18 protein-coding genes and 1 riboswitch are annotated in these 21259 nt (G+C 57.1%); of the genes, 16 read left to right on the forward strand and 2 right to left on the reverse strand.

What is annotated here, in order from left to right; translation table 11 throughout:
* Positions 1 to 48 precede the first annotated feature (48 nt).
* Positions 49 to 163: riboswitch (TPP riboswitch) on the forward strand.
* The 14 genes from thiO (at position 156) to ACN085_RS01825 (ending at position 15075) form a co-directional block, all read left to right on the forward strand.
* A complete protein-coding gene (thiO, locus tag ACN085_RS01760) occupies positions 156 to 1400 on the forward strand; it encodes a glycine oxidase ThiO (RefSeq protein ID WP_419110383.1) in 1245 nt (414 codons plus the stop codon). Its footprint overlaps the riboswitch before it by 8 nt.
* 51 nt (positions 1401 to 1451) lie before the next feature.
* Entirely contained in the window at positions 1452 to 1673 is a 222-nt protein-coding gene (gene thiS / locus ACN085_RS01765; RefSeq protein WP_419104547.1) for a sulfur carrier protein ThiS, read from the forward strand.
* 4 nt (positions 1674 to 1677) lie between these two features.
* Entirely contained in the window at positions 1678 to 2493 is an 816-nt protein-coding gene (locus ACN085_RS01770; protein ID WP_419110384.1) for a thiazole synthase, read from the forward strand.
* 9 nt (positions 2494 to 2502) lie between these two features.
* On the forward strand, positions 2503 to 3684 hold the full coding sequence (locus ACN085_RS01775; protein ID WP_419110385.1) for a ThiF family adenylyltransferase: 1182 nt from the start codon (positions 2503 to 2505) through the stop codon (positions 3682 to 3684).
* A 60-nt stretch (positions 3685 to 3744) separates the two neighbouring features.
* Complete coding sequence (locus ACN085_RS01780) at positions 3745 to 5046, forward strand: MurT ligase domain-containing protein (RefSeq protein ID WP_419099803.1); 1302 nt, start codon at positions 3745 to 3747, stop codon at positions 5044 to 5046.
* Positions 5043 to 5813, forward strand: coding sequence for a type 1 glutamine amidotransferase (locus tag ACN085_RS01785; RefSeq protein WP_419110386.1), 771 nt, complete (start codon positions 5043 to 5045; stop codon positions 5811 to 5813). The genes ACN085_RS01780 and ACN085_RS01785 overlap by 4 nt, the downstream gene beginning before the upstream one ends.
* Positions 5814 to 5949: 136 nt before the next feature.
* Positions 5950 to 6708, forward strand: a complete 759-nt coding sequence (locus ACN085_RS01790) for a YebC/PmpR family DNA-binding transcriptional regulator (RefSeq protein WP_419099628.1) — start codon at positions 5950 to 5952, stop codon at positions 6706 to 6708.
* Positions 6709 to 6717: 9 nt separating this feature from the next.
* Positions 6718 to 7419, forward strand: coding sequence for a crossover junction endodeoxyribonuclease RuvC (ruvC, locus tag ACN085_RS01795; RefSeq protein WP_419110387.1), 702 nt, complete (start codon positions 6718 to 6720; stop codon positions 7417 to 7419).
* Between the two features lie 42 nt (positions 7420 to 7461).
* Positions 7462 to 8079, forward strand: a complete 618-nt coding sequence (gene ruvA, locus ACN085_RS01800; protein ID WP_419099630.1) for a Holliday junction branch migration protein RuvA — start codon at positions 7462 to 7464, stop codon at positions 8077 to 8079.
* 45 nt (positions 8080 to 8124) lie between these two features.
* Entirely contained in the window at positions 8125 to 9162 is a 1038-nt protein-coding gene (gene ruvB, locus ACN085_RS01805; protein WP_419099631.1) for a Holliday junction branch migration DNA helicase RuvB, read from the forward strand.
* Positions 9163 to 9269: 107 nt separating this feature from the next.
* Complete coding sequence (locus ACN085_RS01810; RefSeq protein WP_419110388.1) at positions 9270 to 9620, forward strand: preprotein translocase subunit YajC; 351 nt, start codon at positions 9270 to 9272, stop codon at positions 9618 to 9620.
* Between the two features lie 89 nt (positions 9621 to 9709).
* Positions 9710 to 11431, forward strand: coding sequence for a protein translocase subunit SecD (gene secD, locus ACN085_RS01815; protein ID WP_419110389.1), 1722 nt, complete (start codon positions 9710 to 9712; stop codon positions 11429 to 11431).
* Positions 11424 to 12491 carry a protein translocase subunit SecF gene (gene secF / locus ACN085_RS01820; protein ID WP_419110390.1) on the forward strand — a complete coding sequence of 356 codons (1068 nt, stop codon included), beginning with the start codon at positions 11424 to 11426 and terminating at the stop codon, positions 12489 to 12491. The genes secD and secF overlap by 8 nt, the downstream gene beginning before the upstream one ends.
* A 196-nt stretch (positions 12492 to 12687) precedes the next feature.
* The gene (locus tag ACN085_RS01825; protein WP_419110391.1) at positions 12688 to 15075 is read left to right on the forward strand and encodes a RelA/SpoT family protein; all 2388 of its coding nucleotides are present in this window, start codon (positions 12688 to 12690) and stop codon (positions 15073 to 15075) included.
* Positions 15076 to 15099: 24 nt separating this feature from the next.
* Here ACN085_RS01825 and ACN085_RS01830 read toward each other — a convergent pair whose 3' ends face one another.
* Together ACN085_RS01830 and ACN085_RS01835 are read right to left on the reverse strand one after the other, a co-directional pair.
* Entirely contained in the window at positions 15100 to 15906 is an 807-nt protein-coding gene (locus tag ACN085_RS01830) for a type IV toxin-antitoxin system AbiEi family antitoxin (RefSeq protein WP_419104539.1), read from the reverse strand.
* 153 nt (positions 15907 to 16059) lie between these two features.
* Positions 16060 to 17349: a DUF349 domain-containing protein gene (locus ACN085_RS01835; protein WP_419110392.1), complete on the reverse strand. Its 1290-nt coding sequence runs from the start codon at positions 17347 to 17349 to the stop codon at positions 16060 to 16062.
* 339 nt (positions 17350 to 17688) lie between these two features.
* On the opposite strand from ACN085_RS01835, the gene hisS reads away from it, so the two are divergent.
* Together hisS and aspS are read left to right on the forward strand one after the other, a co-directional pair.
* Entirely contained in the window at positions 17689 to 19047 is a 1359-nt protein-coding gene (gene hisS, locus ACN085_RS01840) for a histidine--tRNA ligase (protein WP_419110393.1), read from the forward strand.
* Between the two features lie 145 nt (positions 19048 to 19192).
* Positions 19193 to 20965: an aspartate--tRNA ligase gene (aspS, locus tag ACN085_RS01845; protein WP_419110394.1), complete on the forward strand. Its 1773-nt coding sequence runs from the start codon at positions 19193 to 19195 to the stop codon at positions 20963 to 20965.
* Positions 20966 to 21259: the final 294 nt, after the last annotated feature.

Here is a 21259-nt window from a genome sequence, read left to right on the forward strand (position 1 = left end):
CGAGTCACGTATCTATTTTTTTCAGACACTGTTACTTCCTATACTAGGGGCAGAACATACGGGAGCGCGCGGCACCTGTGCCCAAAGCGCGCTGAGAGGGCGAAAGCCGACCGTCAACTTGATGCGGGTCATGCCGCCGGAAGGATCTGTTCACCATGTCCAGTACCCTGCTCAACTGCCAGAAGGAACCAAGGATAGGTTCTTCGGGGCAAGACCCTGAAGCGACACCACCCAAGCAGGCCGACATCGTCCTTATCGGTGGGGGAGTCATCGGGCTCAGTACAGCCTGGCATTTGCTCCAGGCCGGACGGCAACCCATTGTGTTAGACCCGCACCGGGGTAGCGGTGCCTCCTTTGCCGCCGCCGGAATGCTGGCCTCTATCTCAGAAGTGCAGTACCGCCAAGAGGCCCTGCTCCCGCTGATGCGTACCTCCGCCCAGCTCTACCCCGAATTTGTCGCAAGGTTAGAGGCCACTAGCGGCCAGAGCGTCGGGTGGAGGCCCACCGAAACCCTTGTGCTGGCCTTTGACCGGGCCGATGCCCAGCACCTGACTGAACTTGCCACCTACCAGCAAGAACTGGGGCTCACACCAGAGCCCATCGGAGCCCGAGCTGCTCGCCGCCGTGAACCCGTCCTCAGCCCCTCGCTAGCCGGAGCCGTTTCCATAGCCCAAGACCACCAGATAGACCCACGCCGCCTGATGCGTGCCCTTGACCAAGAGCTTGCGGGAAGGGTTATTCGTGCAAGTGCGCAGGGCATCACCCTAGAAGACGGTACGGTTACCGGTGTGAGCTGGGTTGATGCCGATGGGAACCAAGGGAGCATGGCCAGCACCCAAGTGGTAGTTGCCAACGGGCTTGCCGCAACCCAACTGCACGGCCCGGACTCGCTAGAAAGTCTGCCGCTGAGGCCCGTCCACGGCGATATTCTGCGCCTAACGGTCCCGCCCCACCAACGGCCCTTCCTCACCCGGACCATCCGAGGGGTTGTCCGGGGCAACCCCGTCTACCTGGTTCCGCGCAAGGACAACACCCTGGTCCTAGGAGCCACCATGCGAGAAGACCAGCAAACCGGACTGAGCGCAGGCGGAATCTACCAGCTCCTGCGCGACGCCCACGAACTCGTGCCCGCCCTGAGCGAACTCGAAATACACGAGGCCACAGCGCGCGCCCGACCGGGAACCCCCGATGACATCCCCCTCATCGGCCAGCTCACCCACCGGGGCCAGCCAATCACCGGCGCTCTGCTAGCCACCGGCTTCTTCCGCCACGGAATCCTCCTGGCCCCCTGGGCCGCCCAACTCATCACCCGCCAGCTCACCGGCCAGACCACAGAACAAGACCTGGCAGACCTAGCTACCTGCAACCCCTACAGGTTCGCTCAACCCGATACCCTCTAACCCTGACACTCTGCTAAACCCGCCCCTGCCCTCAAACCGAAAGGCACACCCATGAACATCCTGCTCAACGGCCAACCCACCACCCTCCCCGAAACAGCAACCGTGCTCACCGCCGTCGAACACCTCCACGGCAGCTCACTAGCCCAAGAAGACACCCGCCGAGGAATCGCCATAGCCCGCAACCAAACCGTCATACCCCGAAGCACCTGGCAAGACACACCGCTAGCCGAGGGCGACACACTCGAAGTCATCACCGCAGTCCAAGGAGGCTAGTACCATGACCGGCATCAAGGACCAGCTCATCATCGACGGAGTAAGACTCAACTCCCGGCTCATCATGGGAACAGGCGGAATCACCTCCCTGACCAACCTAGAAGAAGCCCTCACCGCATCGGGCACCGAACTCACCACCGTAGCCCTACGCCGCTACACACCCACCACCAGCGAATCACTCTTCTCCATCATCCAACGCAAGGGCATCAAAATCCTGCCCAACACAGCCGGCTGCTACACCGCCAAAGACGCCACCCTCACCGCAGAACTCGGCAGAGAAGCACTCGAAACCAACTGGGTCAAACTCGAAGTCATAGCCGACGAAACCACCCTGCTCCCCGACACCCTCGAACTACTCGAGGCCACCGAACAGCTCGCCTCACGCGGCTTCACCGTCTTCGCCTACACCAACGATGACCCCATCGTGGCACGCCAACTCGAACGCGCCGGCGCAAGCGCCATCATGCCCCTAGGCGCACCCATCGGCACCGGCCTAGGAATCCTCAACCCCCACAACATCCAAATGATCGCAGAGCAGACCGAGCTACCCGTCATCCTCGATGCCGGAATCGGCACAGCCTCAGAAGCCGCGCTCGCCATGGAACTCGGATGCAGCGCCGTCCTGCTGGCCTCAGCAGTCACCCGCGCCCAAGACCCAGTCGCCATGGCACAGGCCATGCGCCACGCCGTCCAAGCCGGCTACCTGGCACGGCAGGCCGGCCGCATCCCCAAACGACACCACGCCCAAGCCTCATCACCCATGCAAGGGCGCATCTTACAGGGCATCCCCACCGCCCAGGACCTCACCCACCAGAGCTAAAGGCAAAGCATGAGTCAAGAACTACCACCCCTAGCACCGCTGGTTGAACCCCTCCCGCACCTGAGCGAAATCCAAGCCCGTATCGGTGCACGGCACACCAGCCTGCCCGGCATCGGAGAAACCGGCCAAGGCCGCCTCGCCGCCGCCCGCGTCCTGATCATCGGAGCAGGAGGGCTCGGCTCACCACTGGCCCTCTACCTCGCCGCCGCAGGAATAGGCCACCTGGACATCATCGACGGAGACACCATCGAAGAATCCAACCTCCAACGCCAAATCATCCACCGCTGGCAAAACGCCGGAAAAAACAAAGCCATATCCGCCGTCGAACAAGTCCAAGCCCTCAACCCCTCCATCAAGGCCACAGCCCACCCCTTCTACCTCACACCCCACAACATCGAAAACCTGCTCGCCTCCTACGACCTCATCATCGACGGCTCAGACAACTTCGCCACCCGCTACCTGGTAGCTGACACCTGCGAAATACTCGGCAAACCCCTCATCTGGGGCACCCTCTCCCAATACACAGCCCAAGCCACCGTCTTCTGGTCCGCACCCCGCTACCTCAACAGCCACCCAAGACAAGGCTGGAGCCTGCGCGACCTCTACCCCGACATGCCCCACCCCCAATCCGTCCCCACCTGCGCCGAAGGCGGAGTACTCGGATCCCTCTGCGGAACAGTCGGCTCCATCATGGCCACCGAAGCCATCAAACTCATCACCGGCCTACCCCAACCACTACTGGGCACACTCTGGCTCTTCGACGCACGAACAGCAACCACCAGAACCCTGACCATCACCCCCGACCCCAACCGCCAACCCACCCGAAACCTCAAGACGGCGCTCGCAGAGATTCAGCGCTATTCGAGTGAGCAGGATAGCCAGCAGGTACCCTCCATCAGCTACGAGGACCTGCGGCTGAACCGGGAGCGTTACCAGCTACTTGATGTTCGCAGTCCGGACGAACGCCGGGGCGGCCACTACGAACACGATCAGCATCTGCCTCTTGACCAGCTTCTAGCAGAGCTGAGCAAGGGCAGCACACTGGGCGAACTTATGGAGAACCCCTCAGAGCTGCCGCTTGTGGTTTACTGTGCCGCCGGTAGCCGGTCAGCTCGTGCGGTCCAAGCTATTCTCGCTAGCACCCCGAACCAAAAGATCTACTCACTGACCGGGGGTTGGAAACCTTTCTAAAACCAGCAGGAAAGGCGGTGGGCGTGGGCCTGGCTGGCTAGCGTGGAGCAAACCAGTAAGATAGAGAGCATGTCACGACCTGTAGTACGCCTTGTTGGCCAAGGCATTCGTTATGCAACTAAGTTACGCGGGGGCGGTTCAGCTTTCCCCGGCCTGGTCATGGAAAAGCTCCACCCAAATTTTGTGGCCCAAGAACTCGCTAAACTTCCGCACGGCGTCGTTGTTGTCTCGGGCACCAACGGCAAAACCACCACCACCAAGATGGTGGTCCAACTGCTGGAGTCTCAGGGTCTAAAAGTTTTCACCAACCGGACCGGGTCTAACTTTGTGCGCGGTGTTGCTGCGGCCCTGCTAGGTGAGATGAGCCTGACCGGCAAGCTTGATGCCGACATCGCTGTTCTTGAACTTGATGAGGCTCACGCCGTTCACTTTGTGCGCATGGTCAAGCCCCGCTACTCGCTCTTGCTGAATGTTCTGCGCGACCAGCTTGACCGCTTTGGTGAAATCGATACCACCCGCCGCATGCTGGCCAGCGTTGCGGGCGCTACCACCGGCACTGTAGTTCTCAACCGCGAAGACCCGCGCATCCTCTCCCTAGCAGAGAACCTGCTTGAAGGCACCAAGACCAGCTACTTCGGTCTTTCCGATAAGCTCCGTGTGCTCTTCCCCTCAGATGATCAGATGCGTCTTGGCCCGGACGGTAAGGCTCAGGTGGTTAGCCGGCCTCAAAGGCCCGCAGCCGCGGTCACTCTCAAAGACTTTAAGGGTACCCAGGCAACCTTTGACCTTGACGGTCAGGAAGTGCAGGGCACTATCAACCTCTACGGTGTCTACAACATCTTTAACGCTGCCGCCGCTATAGCGCTGACCCGCGCAGTGATGGGGGAGAAGCTCAAGACCGATCAGCTACTGGCTGAGCTTGAACATATCACCCCTGCCTTTGGTCGCGGTGAAACCCTGACCGTTAAGGGCCAAACCCTCCAGCTTCTACTGGTCAAGAACCCCAGCGGCTTCCGCCTATCACTGGCCTCGGCCGACGCCCGGGACTACTCAACCATGATCACCATTAACGATGCCTACGCCGATGGGCGCGATGTGTCCTGGCTCTGGGACGTCGACTTCCACTCACTGATAAATGGTGGGGTCAGCATGGTTTCAGGCGTGCGGGCCTACGATATGGCCCTGCGCCTTGAACATGATGAGGTTCCTGTAGAAGCTGTTAACGAAGACCTGGAGCAGGCACTGGCTACCTTCATTACTCGGTCCCAGGGCCGCCCCATGCGCATCTTCTGCACTTACACCGCCATGCTGGCGATCCGAAAAGAACTAGCCAAGATTACCGATGTGGAGGCCATTTCATGAGCCAGCTCCAGAACCAGCCCGGCCACGAAGCCTCTGCTGATCTAGCAGGTGAAAAACACCTGAAGATTGTTCAGCTCTACCCGCGTGACATGAACATCTACGGTGACTGGGGTAATACTCTGTCTCTGTCTCGGCGTGCCAAGGCCCACGGTTTCTCCGTTGAAGTTGTGGACTACAATCCCGGTGACCCGTTCCCTAAGGACGGCGACATCTTCCTAGGTGGTGGCGGGCAGGACTCAGGCCAGTCCCGTATCCAGGACGATTTGCTGGTCCGTGCTGAGACTCTGCGCCAGCTCGCGGCTGATGGCACCCCCATGCTGGTCATTTGCGGGCTCTATCAGCTTTTCGGTCAAGACTTTAAAACTGTCAGCGGTCAGAGGCTACAGGGTATCGGTGTCTTCGATGCTCACACCGTGGGCAGTGAGGAACGCCTGATCGGAAATATTGTCGAGGAATCAGCTGAGTTCGGAATCCTTGTTGGCTTTGAGAATCACTCGGGTCTGACCTACCTGAACGGTGATACCAAACCACTGGCTACCGTTACCAAGGGAGACGGCAACAACAAGTCCGATACAGGGGAGGGCGCTCGTGTCCATAACGTAGTGGGAACCTATCTGCACGGCTCCCTCCTGCCTAAGAACCCCGCTATCTCGGATTTCTTAATCAAGCAGGCCGCGCTCAAAAAATACGGTGAATTCGTACCGGTAGACATTGACGATAGCCTGATTGAGCAGGCTCGAGCCTCCGCGATTGCTCGCCCTCGTTAAGGGCTCGGGGGCTAAACCGGGACCCGAAGACAGGGCCCATGCTGAGGGGTTCTGCGAAGCAGAGCCGAAATCGCTAGAATAGAACGCGTCAAAAGGTGCCCGCATAGCCGGGAACTTCAAAAGCACAAGGAGAATCATGTCAGGTCATTCCAAATGGGCCACAACCAAGCACAAGAAAGCCGCTATTGACGCCAAGCGCGCCAAGGCCTTTGCCAAGTACATCAAGGCAATTGAAGTTGCTGCGCGCATGGGTGGCCCCGACCCGGCCGGTAACCCCGCCCTTGATCTGGCTGTTTCAAAGGCTAAGAAGAACTCTGTTCCCAACGATAACGTCGAGCGCGCAATCAAGCGCGGTGCTGGCCTGACCGGTGAAGCCATTGACTACACCGAAATCATGTACGAGGCTCGCGGCCCCCAGGGCACCGCTCTCTACATTGAGTGTCTGACCGATAACCGCAACCGCGCCGCGGCAGAAGTTCGTACAGCTGTTACCCGCAACGGTGGCACCATGGCAGACTCCGGCTCTGTAGCCTTCCTCTTTGAGCGCAAGGGCGTTGTTGAGGTCGCCAAGACTGACGGCCTGACCGAGGACGACGTGCTGATGGCTGTTCTCGATGCCGGTGCTGAGGAAGTTATCGACGAGGGCGACGTTTTCACCGTTGTCTCCGAGGCAACTGACCTGCCTGCTATCCGTAAGGCTCTGGTTGATGCTGAGCTGGAATACAACAATGATGACCCCGTCTTCCGCCCCACCATGAATGTGGATCTGGACGCAGAGGGCGCCAAGAAGTTCCTTAAGCTGGCTGATGCCGTTGAAGAACTTGATGACGTTCAGAACGTCTACTCCAACGCCGATATCAACGAGGCTGTTATGGCCGAGTTGGAAGCTGAGTAAAACCTAGCAATGGTCAAGGGTGTACCAACCGGCAGGCTTGTACCTGCCAGCACCTCAACCCGGCGCCCGGAAACCGCTGTGCAGCGGGTTCCGGGCGCTGCCCGTATTTTAGGTGTGGATCCGGGCTTGACCCGGTGCGGTTTTGGCCTGATTGATATGACAGCCAACCGGCAGGCTCACTTTGTCAAGGTGGGGGTGTCCGGAACGGCCGCGGCCGAAAGTCTTGACCAGCGCATTCTTAAGATTTTTCGGGCAGCGGAAGAATGGCTCGATACCTACCAGCCCGACGCTCTGGCCATTGAACGTGTGTTTGCGCAGGAGCAAGTGAATACCGTTATCGGTACCGCTCATGCCTCTGGTGTGGTGATAGTGGCGGCTGCGGCGCGCGGGGTACCGGTGCATTTCCATACGCCCTCCGAGGTTAAGGCCGCTGTGACAGGTTCAGGCCGGGCCGACAAGGCCTCTGTGGGCAGAATGGTCACAAGAATTTTGGGCCTTGACACCATGCCCAAACCTGCCGATGCCGCCGATGCTCTAGCCCTCGCGATTTGTCACGGCTGGCGTGGGGGTAGCATTGGTTCGGGCATTAATATGGCCGCCAAAACCCAAACCCACCAGGGGTCCCAGCCTGCTGCCTCCCGGCTTTCTGGGCAGCTAACGCCTGCCCAAAAGGCATGGTTAGAAGCTGAGTCGCGTGCTCGGCGCTCATAAACCCACCTTGTTTTAGTACATATATTCGAATAGACTGTTTCTATGATTAGCTCTCTCACCGGTACGGTAACCCACCTGGGCCTCGATACTGCCGTTATTGATGTCAATGGCTTTGGCATGCTTGTGCACTTAACCGCCCGAACTGCCTCCCATCTACGGCTGGGGGAGCAGGCTACCGTGCTTACCACCATGATTGTGCGCGAAGATTCTATGACTCTCTACGGTTTTGCTGAGGCCGCTGAGCGTGAGGTCTTTGACATGATGCTCTCGGTTTCGGGTATTGGCCCCCGTATTGCCTTGGCCGTGTTGGGTGTACACACTCCTGCCGAGGTTGAACGGGCTGTTGCTACCGGTGACGATAAGGCCTTTACCAGGGTGCCCGGTATCGGCCCCAAGGGGGCGCGACGTGTTGTGCTAGAGCTGGCAGGTAAGCTAATCCTCGCCGATGGTGCCAGCGATCAGCTACCCATCAACCAGGGCGTTAGCTGGAAACCCCAGGTACAAGATGCCCTGACCAGCCTGGGCTGGAATGAAAAGGATGCCGCAGCTGCTATCGAGTCCTTTATCGAACATAACCCCAAGGCCGAGACTATGGGCCTTGCCCAAGCCCTCCGCTCCGTGCTTGCTTCCCTGGGCAACCAGAGCACAACCGGCCGCTAGAATTTCTTGTTGCCTTCCCCTCGAATTTAAGAAGCCAGAAAAAGCATGAGTCAATTTCCCAACGCAGACGGGCCTGCCCCCGGAGGCCGGCTGGTCTCTATGGACGAAGAGCCAGAAGAGAAGATGATTGAGGCCGCCCTGCGCCCCAAATCACTTGATGATTTTGTGGGTCAGCACCGGGTGCGTCAACAGCTTTCGCTCGTTCTGGAAGCCTCAAAATTGCGTGGCCGCTCAGCAGACCATGTCTTGCTCTCTGGCCCACCCGGTTTGGGTAAGACAACACTGGCTATGATTATTGCAGCCGAGATGGATGCCCCGCTCAGAATTACCAGCGGCCCGGCTATACAACATTCGGGTGATCTGGCTGCTATTCTTTCGTCCCTGACTCCCGGTGAAGTTCTCTTCTTGGATGAAATTCACCGTATGAGTAGGCCCGCTGAGGAAATGCTCTATATGGCTATGGAAGATTTTAGGGTCGATATTGTGGTGGGAAAGGGCGCTGGCGCTACCTCTATCCCGCTTGAGTTGCCGCCCTTTACCCTGGTGGGGGCTACCACGCGCGCTGGTCTACTACCCGGTCCGCTCCGTGACCGTTTTGGGTTCACCGGTCACCTTGAGTTCTACTCTGTTGCTGAGCTGGAAAGCGTTATCCGACGGTCAGCAGGGCTCATGGAACTCAATATTTCTTCCGAGGGCTTTGCCGAAATTGCTGGCCGTTCACGCGGTACACCCCGTATCGCTAACCGTCTCTTGCGTCGAGTGCGGGACTGGGCTCTGGTTCACGGCATCCAGCGCATAGACGCTGCCGCAGCAGCTACCGCCCTCAATATGTATGAGGTCGATGAGCGTGGCCTTGACCGGCTCGATCGGGCTGTTCTGACAGCGCTGATAACCAAATTCGGTGGTGGCCCGGTGGGGCTTTCCACCCTGGCAATTGCAGTAGGTGAAGAAACCGAAACCGTGGAAACCGTTGCTGAACCCTATCTTGTGCGAGAAGGCCTCATAGGTCGGACCCCCAGGGGGCGTGTGGCACTACCGCTTGCTTGGGAACACCTGGGCCTGGAGCCTCCTGAACTTCCCTAGTGACGAAAATAGGGAGTGCTGGCCCTGTCGTTGGGTCCTAGCTCAGCTTTCTGGCATAGAATAGGAATTTAGTTTCTTGACCCTATCCCAAAGATAAGAGGACACCAGTGGAAAGCGGTTCACCCCTGTTTATGTTCCTGCTCCTTGGCCTGATGATGATTATTCTTATCGTGCTTCCGGCCCGCCGAGCTAAAAAGGCTCAGCAACAGCTTAAAGAGCGGCAGGAAACCATGGTTCCCGGCACTAAGGTAATGACCAATTTCGGTCTTTTTGGCACCCTTGATTCCCTGGATCGTGAGCAAAACGTTGCTTACCTGGAAATCGCTCCCGGCACCGTCGTTAAAGTTCACCTGATGACTGTAACGACCATTGAGCAGAGCAACAAGCCCGCCGAGGAATCAGCAGCGCAAACCAAACCCACACTTGAGGGTCAGGTTGACGATGACCCGGCCAACTAACTAATCACACTTCAAAGGTGCGCCATCTGTCCACGGTGGCGCGCCTTTTCACCTTCCAGTCACTATTTTGTAGAAAAGAAGAGGCATTCATGGCTAAGACAGCCACCGTAGCCAAGGCTAGGGGAGCACTTGCTTCCATGGCGCTTGTCTTGCTTATCGTTGCCGGTGGTATTTTCAGCACCACATCCTCGGGCGGTAGCTGGTTACCTAAACTTGCACTTGATCTGTCCGGCGGCACCCAGCTTATTTTGGCACCCCAGGTTAATGACGCTGAGGGCGGTACCATTACGGCGGAACAGCTTGATCAGGCCGTTGAGATTATCCGCCAGCGTGTGGATGGTTCAGGTGTTGCTGAAGCCGAGATTACCACCCAGTCAGGGCAGAATGTTGTGGTATCCGTTCCCGGAACCCTGAGCCCGGAGACACGCAACCTGATACAGACATCAGCCCAGATGAGCTTCCGTGCGGTCATCAGCGCAGGACCAGCGGAAGCTGTTGCCGCTGATAAGGCTCTTGCAGAAGATGCCCTGCCCAAGCCCACGGCTGAACCTGCTGATGGCTCGGATACTAATTGGGTAACTTCTGAACTTTGGCGGCAGTATGAGGCTCTGGACTGCACCCTCCCGGCTCATGTTGATACTTCCGCTCAGGATCCCCGGGCGGCTATTGTTGCCTGTTCTACCGATGGGACAGAGAAATATATTCTGGGTCCCATCGAAATTAACGGTACCGATATTGAGACCGCTAGCTATTCGCCGGTCACAAACTCCACCGGAATCTCGACCGGTCAATGGGGGGTAAACATTGTCTTTGACCCCGCTGCTACCGAAACTTTTAAGAACGTCACCACCCGCCTGAATGCTATTCGTGGTGCCAACCCTTCTGATGCACGGGCACGGTTCGCAATTATGCTTGACGGGCAGGTTCTGTCCTCACCTGTAACCCAGGCCGTGATCTCTGATGGTAAGCCGCAGATTACCGGTAACTTCACTGAGGAAACTGCAAAGAACCTTGCTGAACAGCTTAAATATGGGGCGCTGCCCATCAGCTTCACCATTCAGTCGGAGCAGCAGATTTCGGCTACCCTGGGTGCTGAACAACTCAAGATGGGTCTGATCGCCGGCCTGATCGGCCTGCTCTTGGTTTTTGTCTATTCGCTTTTCCAGTACCGTCTGGTTGGCCTAGTCAATATCACCTCAATCTTGGTGGCGGGTTTACTGTCCTACGGTGTTATCGTTCTGCTGGGTTACGTGATGAATTACCGCCTCTCCTTGGCAGGTGTAGCCGGTCTGATCGTATCTATTGGCCTGATGGCTGACTCTTTCATCGTTTACTTTGAGCGTATCCGCGATGAGATTCGGACAGGTCGAACGATCCCAGCGGCCATTGATCATGGCTGGCACAGGGCGAAACGGACGATTATGGCTTCTAAGGCGGTCAACCTCCTTGCCGCTGTGGTTCTCTACTTCGCGTCAGTGGGTAACGTGCGAGGCTTTGCCTTTACCCTCGGTCTTACCGCCGTTTCGGACCTGATCATCACTTTCCTCTTTATCCACCCGGTGATGGTTCTGCTGGGGCGTAAGGACTACTTTGCTAGGGGCGGGCGTTTCTCGGGCATGGACCCTGTGGCTCTGGGCTCAACTCCGCTTTACCGTGGTGCCGGACGCGTCCGTACCGTCCAGGAAAACCAAGAACGTCTCAGCCTAGCTGAGCGCAAGCGACTCGAACGCTTGGCCGCTGAAAAGCAGGAACAGGAAAACACTTCGGAAGAAGCAGAGTCACCCAAGAACGAGGAGGCCAATCGTGGCTAATGTACTGGCTCAGTTTGGCAATGATCTTCACTCAGGGCGCCGGTCGTTCGGCTTCGTAGCTCTGCGTAAGCGCTTACTGACCATAGCTCTTTTGATGACTGTAGCGGCCGCTCTCGTCCCGTTTATCCGTGGCGGTTTTAACCTGGGTATCGAGTTCCGGGGCGGTTCTGAATTTACTGTCTCCCAAACCCAGAACACCGATATTGCTGTAGGTGAGCAGGCTATCGCCCAGGCCGCCCCCGAAGCTAGTGATGTGCGCGTTACCAACATTGCCGATGGCACTATTCGCGCTCAGATGGGTGAGCTCACCGACGACGAAACTTTAGCAGTTGGCCAGGCTCTGCAAAAAGCCTACGGTGTAGGTAGTGACAAGGTGACCTCATCGTTTGTGGGCCCCACCTGGGGTGAGGGCCTTACCAGGCAGGCCCTTGTGGGTCTGGCATGGTTCATTGGACTGGTCATGGTAGGTATGGCTCTCTATTTCCGTACTTGGAAGATGTCCCTATCGGCTATTGCGGGTTTGCTCTTCACCATCATTACCTCTGTTGGCCTCTACGCTTTGATTGGGTTCGAGATCACTCCGAGTGCAATCATTGGCTTCTTGACCGTTTTGAGCTACTCGCTGTATGACACGGTAGTGGTTTTCGACAAGATTCGTGAGAATACCGCTAACCTTGATCAAGGCCAGGACACAACCTTTGGCGAGCAACTCAACCTTGCTGTCAACCAAACTCTGGTTCGTTCTATCAATACCTCCATCGTGGGTATCCTGCCGGTGGGCTCGATTCTCTTTATCGGTGCGCTCCTTCTAGGCGCTGGTACCCTGAAGGATTTGTCCTTGGCGCTCTTTATCGGCATTATCGTCGGTACCGCCGGAACGCTCTTTGTGGCAGCCCCAGCCTACGCCGCTCTGCGGTTGCGCGAGAAGTCAGTCAAGGAGCACGATGCCTTGGTTGCCAAGGTAGGCGCTGGTGAGATTACGCAGCAAGAGGAGAATGCCCAGGCTGCAGAAGAAGTGGACCCTGTGCTGATCTCTGTTCAGCACATTAATCTCAAGTAGCTCAGGGGGCAGAGCAGTAAACTTGGCTAGGGGTCGGGTAGATGTATTTCTACCCGACCCCACTGTCTTAACAGATAAAATAGTTTGACCGACTACCTACCTGCGGAACATGAGCGTCCTTGGCCACATTCGGCCCAGCTTTTCAACTAAAATAGACCCACACACGCAGAATAAAGTTTTAAGGGGAGTGTTCCATATGAGCCGGTCTGAAGAAGGTAGCCAAAAGGTACCCGCAGGGCACGCTAAGAAACCTGTTCGCGGCTCCCATCGTGTGATGTCTGCCTCGGGTCGCGTTCCCACCCGTCTTGTCTTTGGGAGCGATAGAGTTCACGGCCCCGAGAATGCCCCGCGTTTCTCGCCGGTGCTTGCACCTGTAATTCGTACCGTTAAGAAAAATCACCCGGAGGAGGACCTTGAGGTACTCCAACGGGCTTTTCAGGTCGCTAACTATTACCATCGCGGGCAGAAACGTAAGAGCGGTGATCCCTATATCACTCACCCCGTTGCCGTCACCACCATTCTGGCTGAGATCGGTGCAACCGGGCCGGTACTCGTAGCAGGCTTGCTACACGATACTGTTGAGGACACCGAATATACGCACCAACAACTGACAGAGGACTTTGGCGAAGAGGTAGCCTACCTGGTTGACGGTGTCACGAAACTCGATAAGGTTTCCTACGGTGAGAACGCCCCGATTGAAACAATCCGCAAATTGGTGCTTTCCATGAGCAAGGATATTCGCGTTCTGCTCATCAAGCTGGCAGATCGGCTGCACAACGCCAGAACCTGGCGCTTTGTCTCTAGCGCATCAGCCGCCAAAAAAGCTGAAGAGACATTGCAAATCTACGCTCCCTTGGCCCACCGGCTCGGCCTGAACACCATCAAATGGGAGCTCGAAGACCTGTCTTTTGCGGCCATGAGCCCGGATATTTACAGCGAAATTGTTCGTATGGTGGGGGAGCGAACCCCCAAGCTCGAAAAATATCTGGTCCAAGCCCGTATCACTATCGAAGACCGGCTCAAGCAGGTTGGCATTGACGCTACCGTCACAGGCCGCCCCAAGCACTACTACTCCATTCATCAGAAGATGAAGACCAAGGGCAAGAGCTTCGACGAGATTAACGATATCTTGGCCGTTCGCGTGATGGTTGAGTCTGTGGACGAGTGCTACACGGCGCTGGGGCACGTTATGTCGCTGTGGACAGCTGTGCCGGGCCGTTTCAAGGATTACATTAAGCAGCCCAAGCACAACCACTACCAGTCTCTGCATATGACGGTAAACGGTCCTGGTGATCTGCCTCTTGAAATCCAGATCCGTACCTTTAAGATGCACGAGGAGGCCGAGTACGGTGTAGCGGCCCACTGGCGTTATAAGGCCGCATCACGCGGTGAGAAGATTGACGCACAGTCCCACCCCAAGGAAGCCGGGAGCAACACCGCGGCTTTCAGCATCGGTATTCTTCAAAGCATCTCCGAGATCTCTAGCTCCAACCCGGAATCTGCACAGTTCTATGAACAGCTAGCCGAGACTCTGGAAACCGACGAGATTGTTGTTCTGACTCCCAAGGGCAAGCCAATTAGCTTACCCTCAGGTTCCACCCCCGTTGATTTTGCCTATGCCATCCACACTGAGGTGGGCGACCGTACCATTGGCGCTAAGGTCAACGGTAAGCTGGTACCCTTGCACACCCAGCTTGAGACGGCATCATCGGTGGAAATTATGACCACCAAGGACGAGAATCACCAGCCCAGTGAAGACTGGCTCAAGTTCGTCCGTACCAGCAAGGCCCGCACCAAAATCCGCCAGCACTACGCTAAGGGCCGCCGTCTGGAGGCGGTGAACCGGGGCCGGGAGCGCCTTATCCGCGCCATGCGTCAGCATGAGCTACCGCTGACGAAGATGATGACCCCGGAGCTGATGCTGCAGGTAGCCCAGGACCTACACAAGCATGACCTTGCAACCCTCTACCACTCAGTGGGCGAGGGAGAAGTCGAAACCCAGGCTGTTATTACCTCGCTGGTTGGCCTCTACTACGGTGAAGAGGAAACCCACCAGGCGGTTGAGCCGGGCAGCTTTGATACTTCACTGGTCACTGAACGTAGATCGGTTGGTGACGACAATGGTGTAGTGGTACCGGGTGCTGAGGGCATTTTGACCAAAATTGCCCGCTGTTGCACACCGGTTCCGCCCGATGAAATCATCGGTATCGTGACCCGACTCCACGGTATTTCTGTTCACCGGGTAGACTGCCCGAATGTCCTGAGCCAGCAGGATGATCCCCGACAAACGGCGGTTGAGTGGGCGGCTAATGGTAACTCGGTGTACCGTGTATCTATTCAGGTGGAGGGCATTGACCGTAAGGCTCTACTGTCTGACACTATCCGAGTTATCTCCGAGGCCGGGTGCAACATTGTAGACGCCAAGGTTCACACCAGTGACGACCGCTTTGTGGTTAACCGCTACACGGTGGAACTGGCTGATCGTTTTATGCTTGAGCATCTGCTTAACCAGATTCGTAATGTTCACGGCATTTTCAGGGCCTATCGTCTTACCGGCTCCCGCCCCGTTCAAGAGGGAAACTAGGGTTCCTGCACGGGGCTGCCTGCTCTAGGTTTGCCAGCTGGACTTGCCTGCTACTCGGGGGTAAGAGCGATTAGGCTCATCCTGCCTGCTTGTACCTCCCTTGAGGCACTGCTGGGCCAGGTGTTGGGCTCTTAGATAGCTACTGCGGCGCAGGTTTGGCTTGTCGGCCAAGGCCTTAAGGAAAAGCTGAGGGCTTACGGTGTTCTGCGGGTCCCGAAGAATAGCCCTTACCGCGTCCAGGTGCTCCACTTGGTCGTGGTAGCTGACCAGGTCTACCGCTGTGCGCAGTGGGCTAGTAACACGGATAGGCCCGATCGTTATGCAGTCATAGGGGATGACGGTGGTCTGGTGGGCAGCAAAACGGGCTCGGTAGGCCCGGGGCAGATTGCACCGGTTATCTCTGCTGTAGTCGATGTCTATGCGCCCTGACGGAAACTGGGGTGTGTAGCCCAGCACCCAGGCCGCACTTAACCGTGAAAAACGGATTCGGTACAGGTAGTCTGCTGGTGCCACGGCGGCCAGGCTTTCAGCCCGGAGCGCCCGAGTGACCGGTTGGTCAGGGCTAACCCAGATATCATGATGCAGGTTGATGAGGCCTTGTTCTTGCCGATATTTCTGCCATTCCGGTGTACTTAGCCCGAGTCTTCCGGCAGTGATCAGGTAGCCGCTCTCGTCCACCGAGATCTTTGTGCTGGGTAGGCCAGGGCTAGAGCCCCGTGTGGGTAAAAACTCAGCACTGTGCGCTAAACAGTCAATCGCCGATTGGGGGCGGTTCTTACCCGGAGCCACTGGGAGGGGCAGTTCATCAAGAATGTTGAGCCGATGTGTCATGGCACAGTTTTATCAGCTGGGAGCTGGCCCCAACAGGGGTCTACATAATTCTGTGGATAAAACAGGCAAAATCCACAGAAAAGTCCCCGTCTACAGGTGGGTAGACGGGGACCTCACGTCACATGATGCAAGGTAAAACAACCTATGCGCTTTTTAGGCACCGAACTCAGCAGATGAAGCCCTCAGAGTTTCTAGCCACTGCTTGCGAGCATCCAAAGCGGCCTGCGCCTTTTTAATATTCTGGGTGTTACCGGTTGCTTCAGCCTTGGCCAGGTCGGCTTCAAGGCCGGCAATGGTATCTTCGAGCTGGGTCAGCATGGAGTTGGCACGGGCCTGCTTCTCGGGGTCAGTCTTCTGCCACTTATCGTTCTCAGCACGGTGAATTTCGTCCTGGATCTTACGCAGTTCCTGCTCAACACGGCGAACCGAGTTGCGGGGGACACGGCCAATCTGCTCCCAGCGGTCAAGAATTCCTTGGAGGGCTTTCTTGGCAGAAGGCAGGTCGGTGACAGGAAGAATGGTGCCTGCCTCTTCCAGCAATGCTTCCTTGGCCTGCAGGTTAGCTTCAAACTCCTTATCAAGCTCAGCGTTAACCGCTGTGCGTGCATCGAAGAAGATATCCTGAGCCGCACGGAAACGGGCCCAGAGAGCATCATCTTCCTTGCGGGTACCGCGGGGAGCTGCCTTCCACTGGTCCATGAGGTCACGGTACTTAGCAGCAGTAGCGGCCCAGTCGGTGGAGGTTGAAAGTGCCTCAGCTTGAGCGATGAGAGCTTCCTTAACCCGCTTGGCCTTGGCATTGACCTCATCGAGCTGGGAGAAGTGGGCGCGGCGGCGACGGTCAAAGGTGGTGCGGGCGGCGCGGAAACGCTTCCACAGCTCATCTTCAACGCTTTTTGCCAGGTGGTGTTCACGCTGGGTCTGCTTCCAGGCATCGAACAACTCGTTCATACGGGCGTGGGAGTTCTTCCAGTGAATCTTGGAATCGTCCTGGTCAGCGATAGCTTCGGCTTCTGACACGATAGCTTCACGGGCAGCTAGAGCGGCTTCGCGGGCTTCAGCGGCTTCTACTTTTTCGGCTTCTTCGCGCTCATTAATTCTGCCAACAAGAAGGACAAGGCGTTCCTGCAGGGCGGCGTAGTCACCTACCATGTTGCGGGCAGCAACCTGCTGGCCCAGGTGGGCAGCAGCCTTCTGCAAATCAGCGGCCTTAGCTTTGCGCTCAACGCGGTCTTCAAGCAGAGCAACCTGTGCTTCAAAGTTTTCAAATTTGCGAGCAAAGTAGGCGAGTGCCTCGTCGGCTGAAGCGCCGGGTACCTGGCCAACAGCAAATTCTTCGCCATCTACGATGACGAAAACGTGACCGTCTTCATCTACGCGGCCAAACTGGCGGGCCTTTTCAAGGTCAACAGGGAGGTTAGTGTCGTCGGATTGTGTAGTCACCGCTATAACTCTTTTCGCGTCAATAGTGTGGGCTCAGCGCCCGTCAGGTAATGAAAAGCGCACCAAAGCCGGGGCGAATCGATAGGGCCGGTTGTCGCGCAGGTAAACCTGCCAAAGACAATAATCTATCGGGCACAGCTGGTGCATAGACAAGCATAGCGTGTTTAAGCGGGTTTGTGGTGATGCCTGACCCATGACCTTGCTTCTGATCACCATTAGGCACGAGCTAACGGTGATCCACTCTGTGATTAGCTGTCCAGCGGTAGCGGCAGTTAGTATGGAATGGATTGTGCTTTTATGAGCACCTAAAGAACTAATGTACCGATATGAGGGGAGCGCATGGCTCGCAAACAATCACTTTCTGGATTCCCGGAGCACCTACCCGAGGAACGTCTAGTAGAGAACTATGTTCTCGATACCCTACGCGAGACTTTTGAGCTTCACGGTTTTTCGTCGATTGAGACCCGCTCTGTAGAGACTATCGAACAGCTCCTGCGCAAGGGAGATATCGATAAGGAGGTCTATGCCGTTTCACGTCTCTTAGACGATGAGGACCAGACCCGCTCCGGCACAAAAGAAAAGCTTGCCCTACACTTCGACCTGACCGTTCCCTTTGCTCGCTACGTGGTGGAGAACGCTGGTTACCTGAACTTCCCCTTTATGCGCTACCAGATTCAGAAAGTCTGGCGTGGTGAGCGCCCCCAGGAGGGCCGCGCGCGTGAGTTCACTCAAGCCGACGTCGACGTTGTGGGCGATGGTGCTCTACCTTTCCGCTACGACGTTGAGCTGGCTCTCGTCATTGTTGATGCGCTTTCTAAGCTACCTATCCCAGAGTTCAAACTACGGGTCAACAACCGTAAGCTCTCCGAGGGGTTCTACCGTGGAATCGGCCTGACCGATACCGCTGGTGTTCTGCGCAATATCGACAAGCTCGAAAAGATTGGTGCCGAGGCTGTTGCCCAGCTCCTGAAAGACGAGTTGGGAGCTAGCCATGAGCAGGCCCAGGCCGCCCTCTCTCTGGCCTCTATCCGCGCCGAAGATACCGGTTTTGTGGAGCAGGTCCGTGCTCTGGGTGTAACCGATCCTCTCATGGAGGAAGGCCTTGCTGAGCTCACAGAGGTCATTGGCGAAGCGGCAAAGCGTGCCCCCGGTCGTGTTGTCGCTGACCTCTCTATTGCGCGCGGTTTGGACTACTACACCGGTACCGTCTACGAAACCGTGCTGGTGGGCCACGAACAGCTCGGATCCATCTGCTCCGGCGGGCGCTACGAGTCCTTAGCTTCAAACGGTAAGAAGACCTACCCCGGTGTGGGCCTGTCAATCGGTGTAACCCGCCTGGTTGCCCGCATTCTTTCACAGGGGTTCGCTGCCCCTAGCCGTAAGGTACCTTCGGCGGTGCTTATTGCCCTGACCAACGATCAGATGTGGTCAGATGCCCAGGACCTTGCAGATGCTCTCCGCGGACGCGGAATTGCCTGCGAGGTTTCAGCTACCGCCGCCAAATTCGGTAAGCAGATCAAATACGCTCAAAAGCGGGGAATCCCCTTTGTTTGGTTCACCTCACAGGGTGAGGACGGCCAGCTCAAGCACGAGGTCAAAGACATCCGCTCCGGTGAGCAGGTAACCGCTGATCCCGCTCTGTGGACTCCCTCCCAAGAGGATCTGCGGGTGCGCGTTCTGCCCTCAGGCCAAGAGTAAAACCCGGGTCGGCTGTCTCTGCCACCGGCTCCCCTTAACCAGGGGAGCACCCCTAAGTCACATCAAGCTACCGGTGCCCACCGCACCAAAAAACGGTAAAATCGGTTTCAAACCGGCCTTACCGTGCCCCATCGAAAGGAAATCAGTGCTACGCACTCACACCCTTGGCGAACTGACCGCTAAGAACATCGGAGAAACCGTTACCCTCACAGGTTGGGTGGCCCGCCGCCGCGACCACGGCGGGGTAGCTTTCGTTGACCTGCGCGACCGCGAGGGCCTTACCCAGGTGGTCTTCCACAACGAAGCTGACTTTGAACACCTGCGCAACGAATACGTCCTGCAGGTTATGGGAGAGGTTACCCGCCGCCCCGAGGGCAACGAGAACCCCAACCTGACCAGCGGTGAAATCGAGGTCATGGTCAAGGAAACCAAGGTTCTGAACACCTCAGCGCCTTTGCCTTTCCAGATTGATGAGCACGTTGAGGTCGGTGAAGAAGCCCGCCTCAAGTACCGCTACCTTGACCTGCGCCGCCCCGAGCCTGCCCGCCTGATGCGGCTGCGCTCTGAGGCTAACCGTGCCGCTCGCGAAGTTTTGCAGGAGCAGATGTTTACCGAGGTCGAGACCCCCACCCTGACCCGTTCAACCCCCGAAGGTGCCCGCGATTTCCTGGTTCCTGCTCGCCTTGCACCCGGCTCCTGGTATGCCCTGCCCCAGTCACCCCAGCTTTTCAAACAGCTCCTACAGGTCGGTGGTATTGAGAAGTACTACCAGCTTGCTCGTTGCTACCGCGACGAAGACTTCCGTGCTGACCGCCAGCCCGAGTTCACTCAGCTGGATATCGAGGCCTCCTTCGTTGACCAGGAAGACATCATCGACCTGGGTGAGCGCATCGTAGAAGCTGTCTGGAACCTAATTGACGTTAAGGTGCCCCGCCCCATCGAGCGCATCACCTACAAAGACGCTATGGAGAAGTACGGTTCAGATAAGCCCGACCTGCGTTTTGGCCTTGAACTGACCGAACTGACCGACTACTTCAAGGACACCACTTTCCGCGTCTTCAAGGCACCCTATGTTGGTGCTGTTGTCATGCCTGGTGGCGCCTCCCAGGCACGCCGCACCCTCGATGCCTGGCAGGAATGGGCTAAGCAGCGCGGCGCCAAGGGCCTGGCCTACGTCCTGATTCAGGAAGACGGCGAACTGACCGGCCCCGTTGCCAAGAACATCACCGAGGCTGAGCGTGCAGGCCTGGCCGAAGCTACCGGTGCCAAGCCCGGTGACTGTATCTTCTTTGCTGCTGGTGAAGCCAAGGCTTCCCGCGCCCTGCTGGGTGCCGCCCGTGTAGAAATCGGCCACCGTACCGGCCTGATTAAGGACGGCGACTGGTCTTTCGTCTGGGTTGTTGACGCACCCCTGTTTGAGTCAGCAGCGGATGCAACCGCTTCCGGTGACGTTGCCCTGGGCAACTCAGCATGGACCGCTGTGCACCACGCTTTTACCTCCCCTAAGCCTGAGTTCATCGATACCTTCGACGAGAACCCCGGTGATGCTCTGGCCTACGCCTACGACATCGTCTGCAACGGCAACGAAATTGGTGGTGGTTCAATCCGCATCCACCAGCGTGACGTGCAGGAACGTGTCTTCAAGGTCATGGGTATCTCCGAAGAAGAGGCCCAGGAGAAGTTTGGCTTCCTACTCGAGGCTTTCAGCTTTGGGGCACCCCCTATGGGCGGTATCGCTTTTGGCTGGGACCGTGTTCTCCAGTTGATTGGTGGCACCGACTCAATCCGCGACGTTATCGCCTTCCCCAAGACCGGTGGCGGCTACGACCCCCTGACTGCGGCTCCCGCTCCCATCACTGCCCAGCAGCGCAAGGAAGCCGGCGTTGACTTCAAGCCCAAGAAAGACGACGAGAAGTAGTCTTAGCCAAAAACTCACGAACGGCCCTTGTACCTGGATAGGTATAAGGGCCGGTTCTCTTTAAAGATTAGGTTTGGCCTGTATTTTGCTGGCTGTTAGGGTGAGGCCTATAAACCGTTCCATACTGCTTGCTGTCTGTGCTCTCCTTGTAGCACTCGTAGCCTGCTTTTTGCTCTTAAGCTTGCCGCCTGGAGGAGGCATCGGAGAGTCTTGGTCATTCTTGAAGCCTACGAAGAGGAACTAACCTCAGAGCACAGAGATCTAGATGCTGAGGACCGAGAACCAAGCTCAGCA

The organism is Rothia sp. P4278, from assembly GCF_048512945.1.
Taxonomy (GTDB): domain Bacteria; phylum Actinomycetota; class Actinomycetes; order Actinomycetales; family Micrococcaceae; genus Rothia.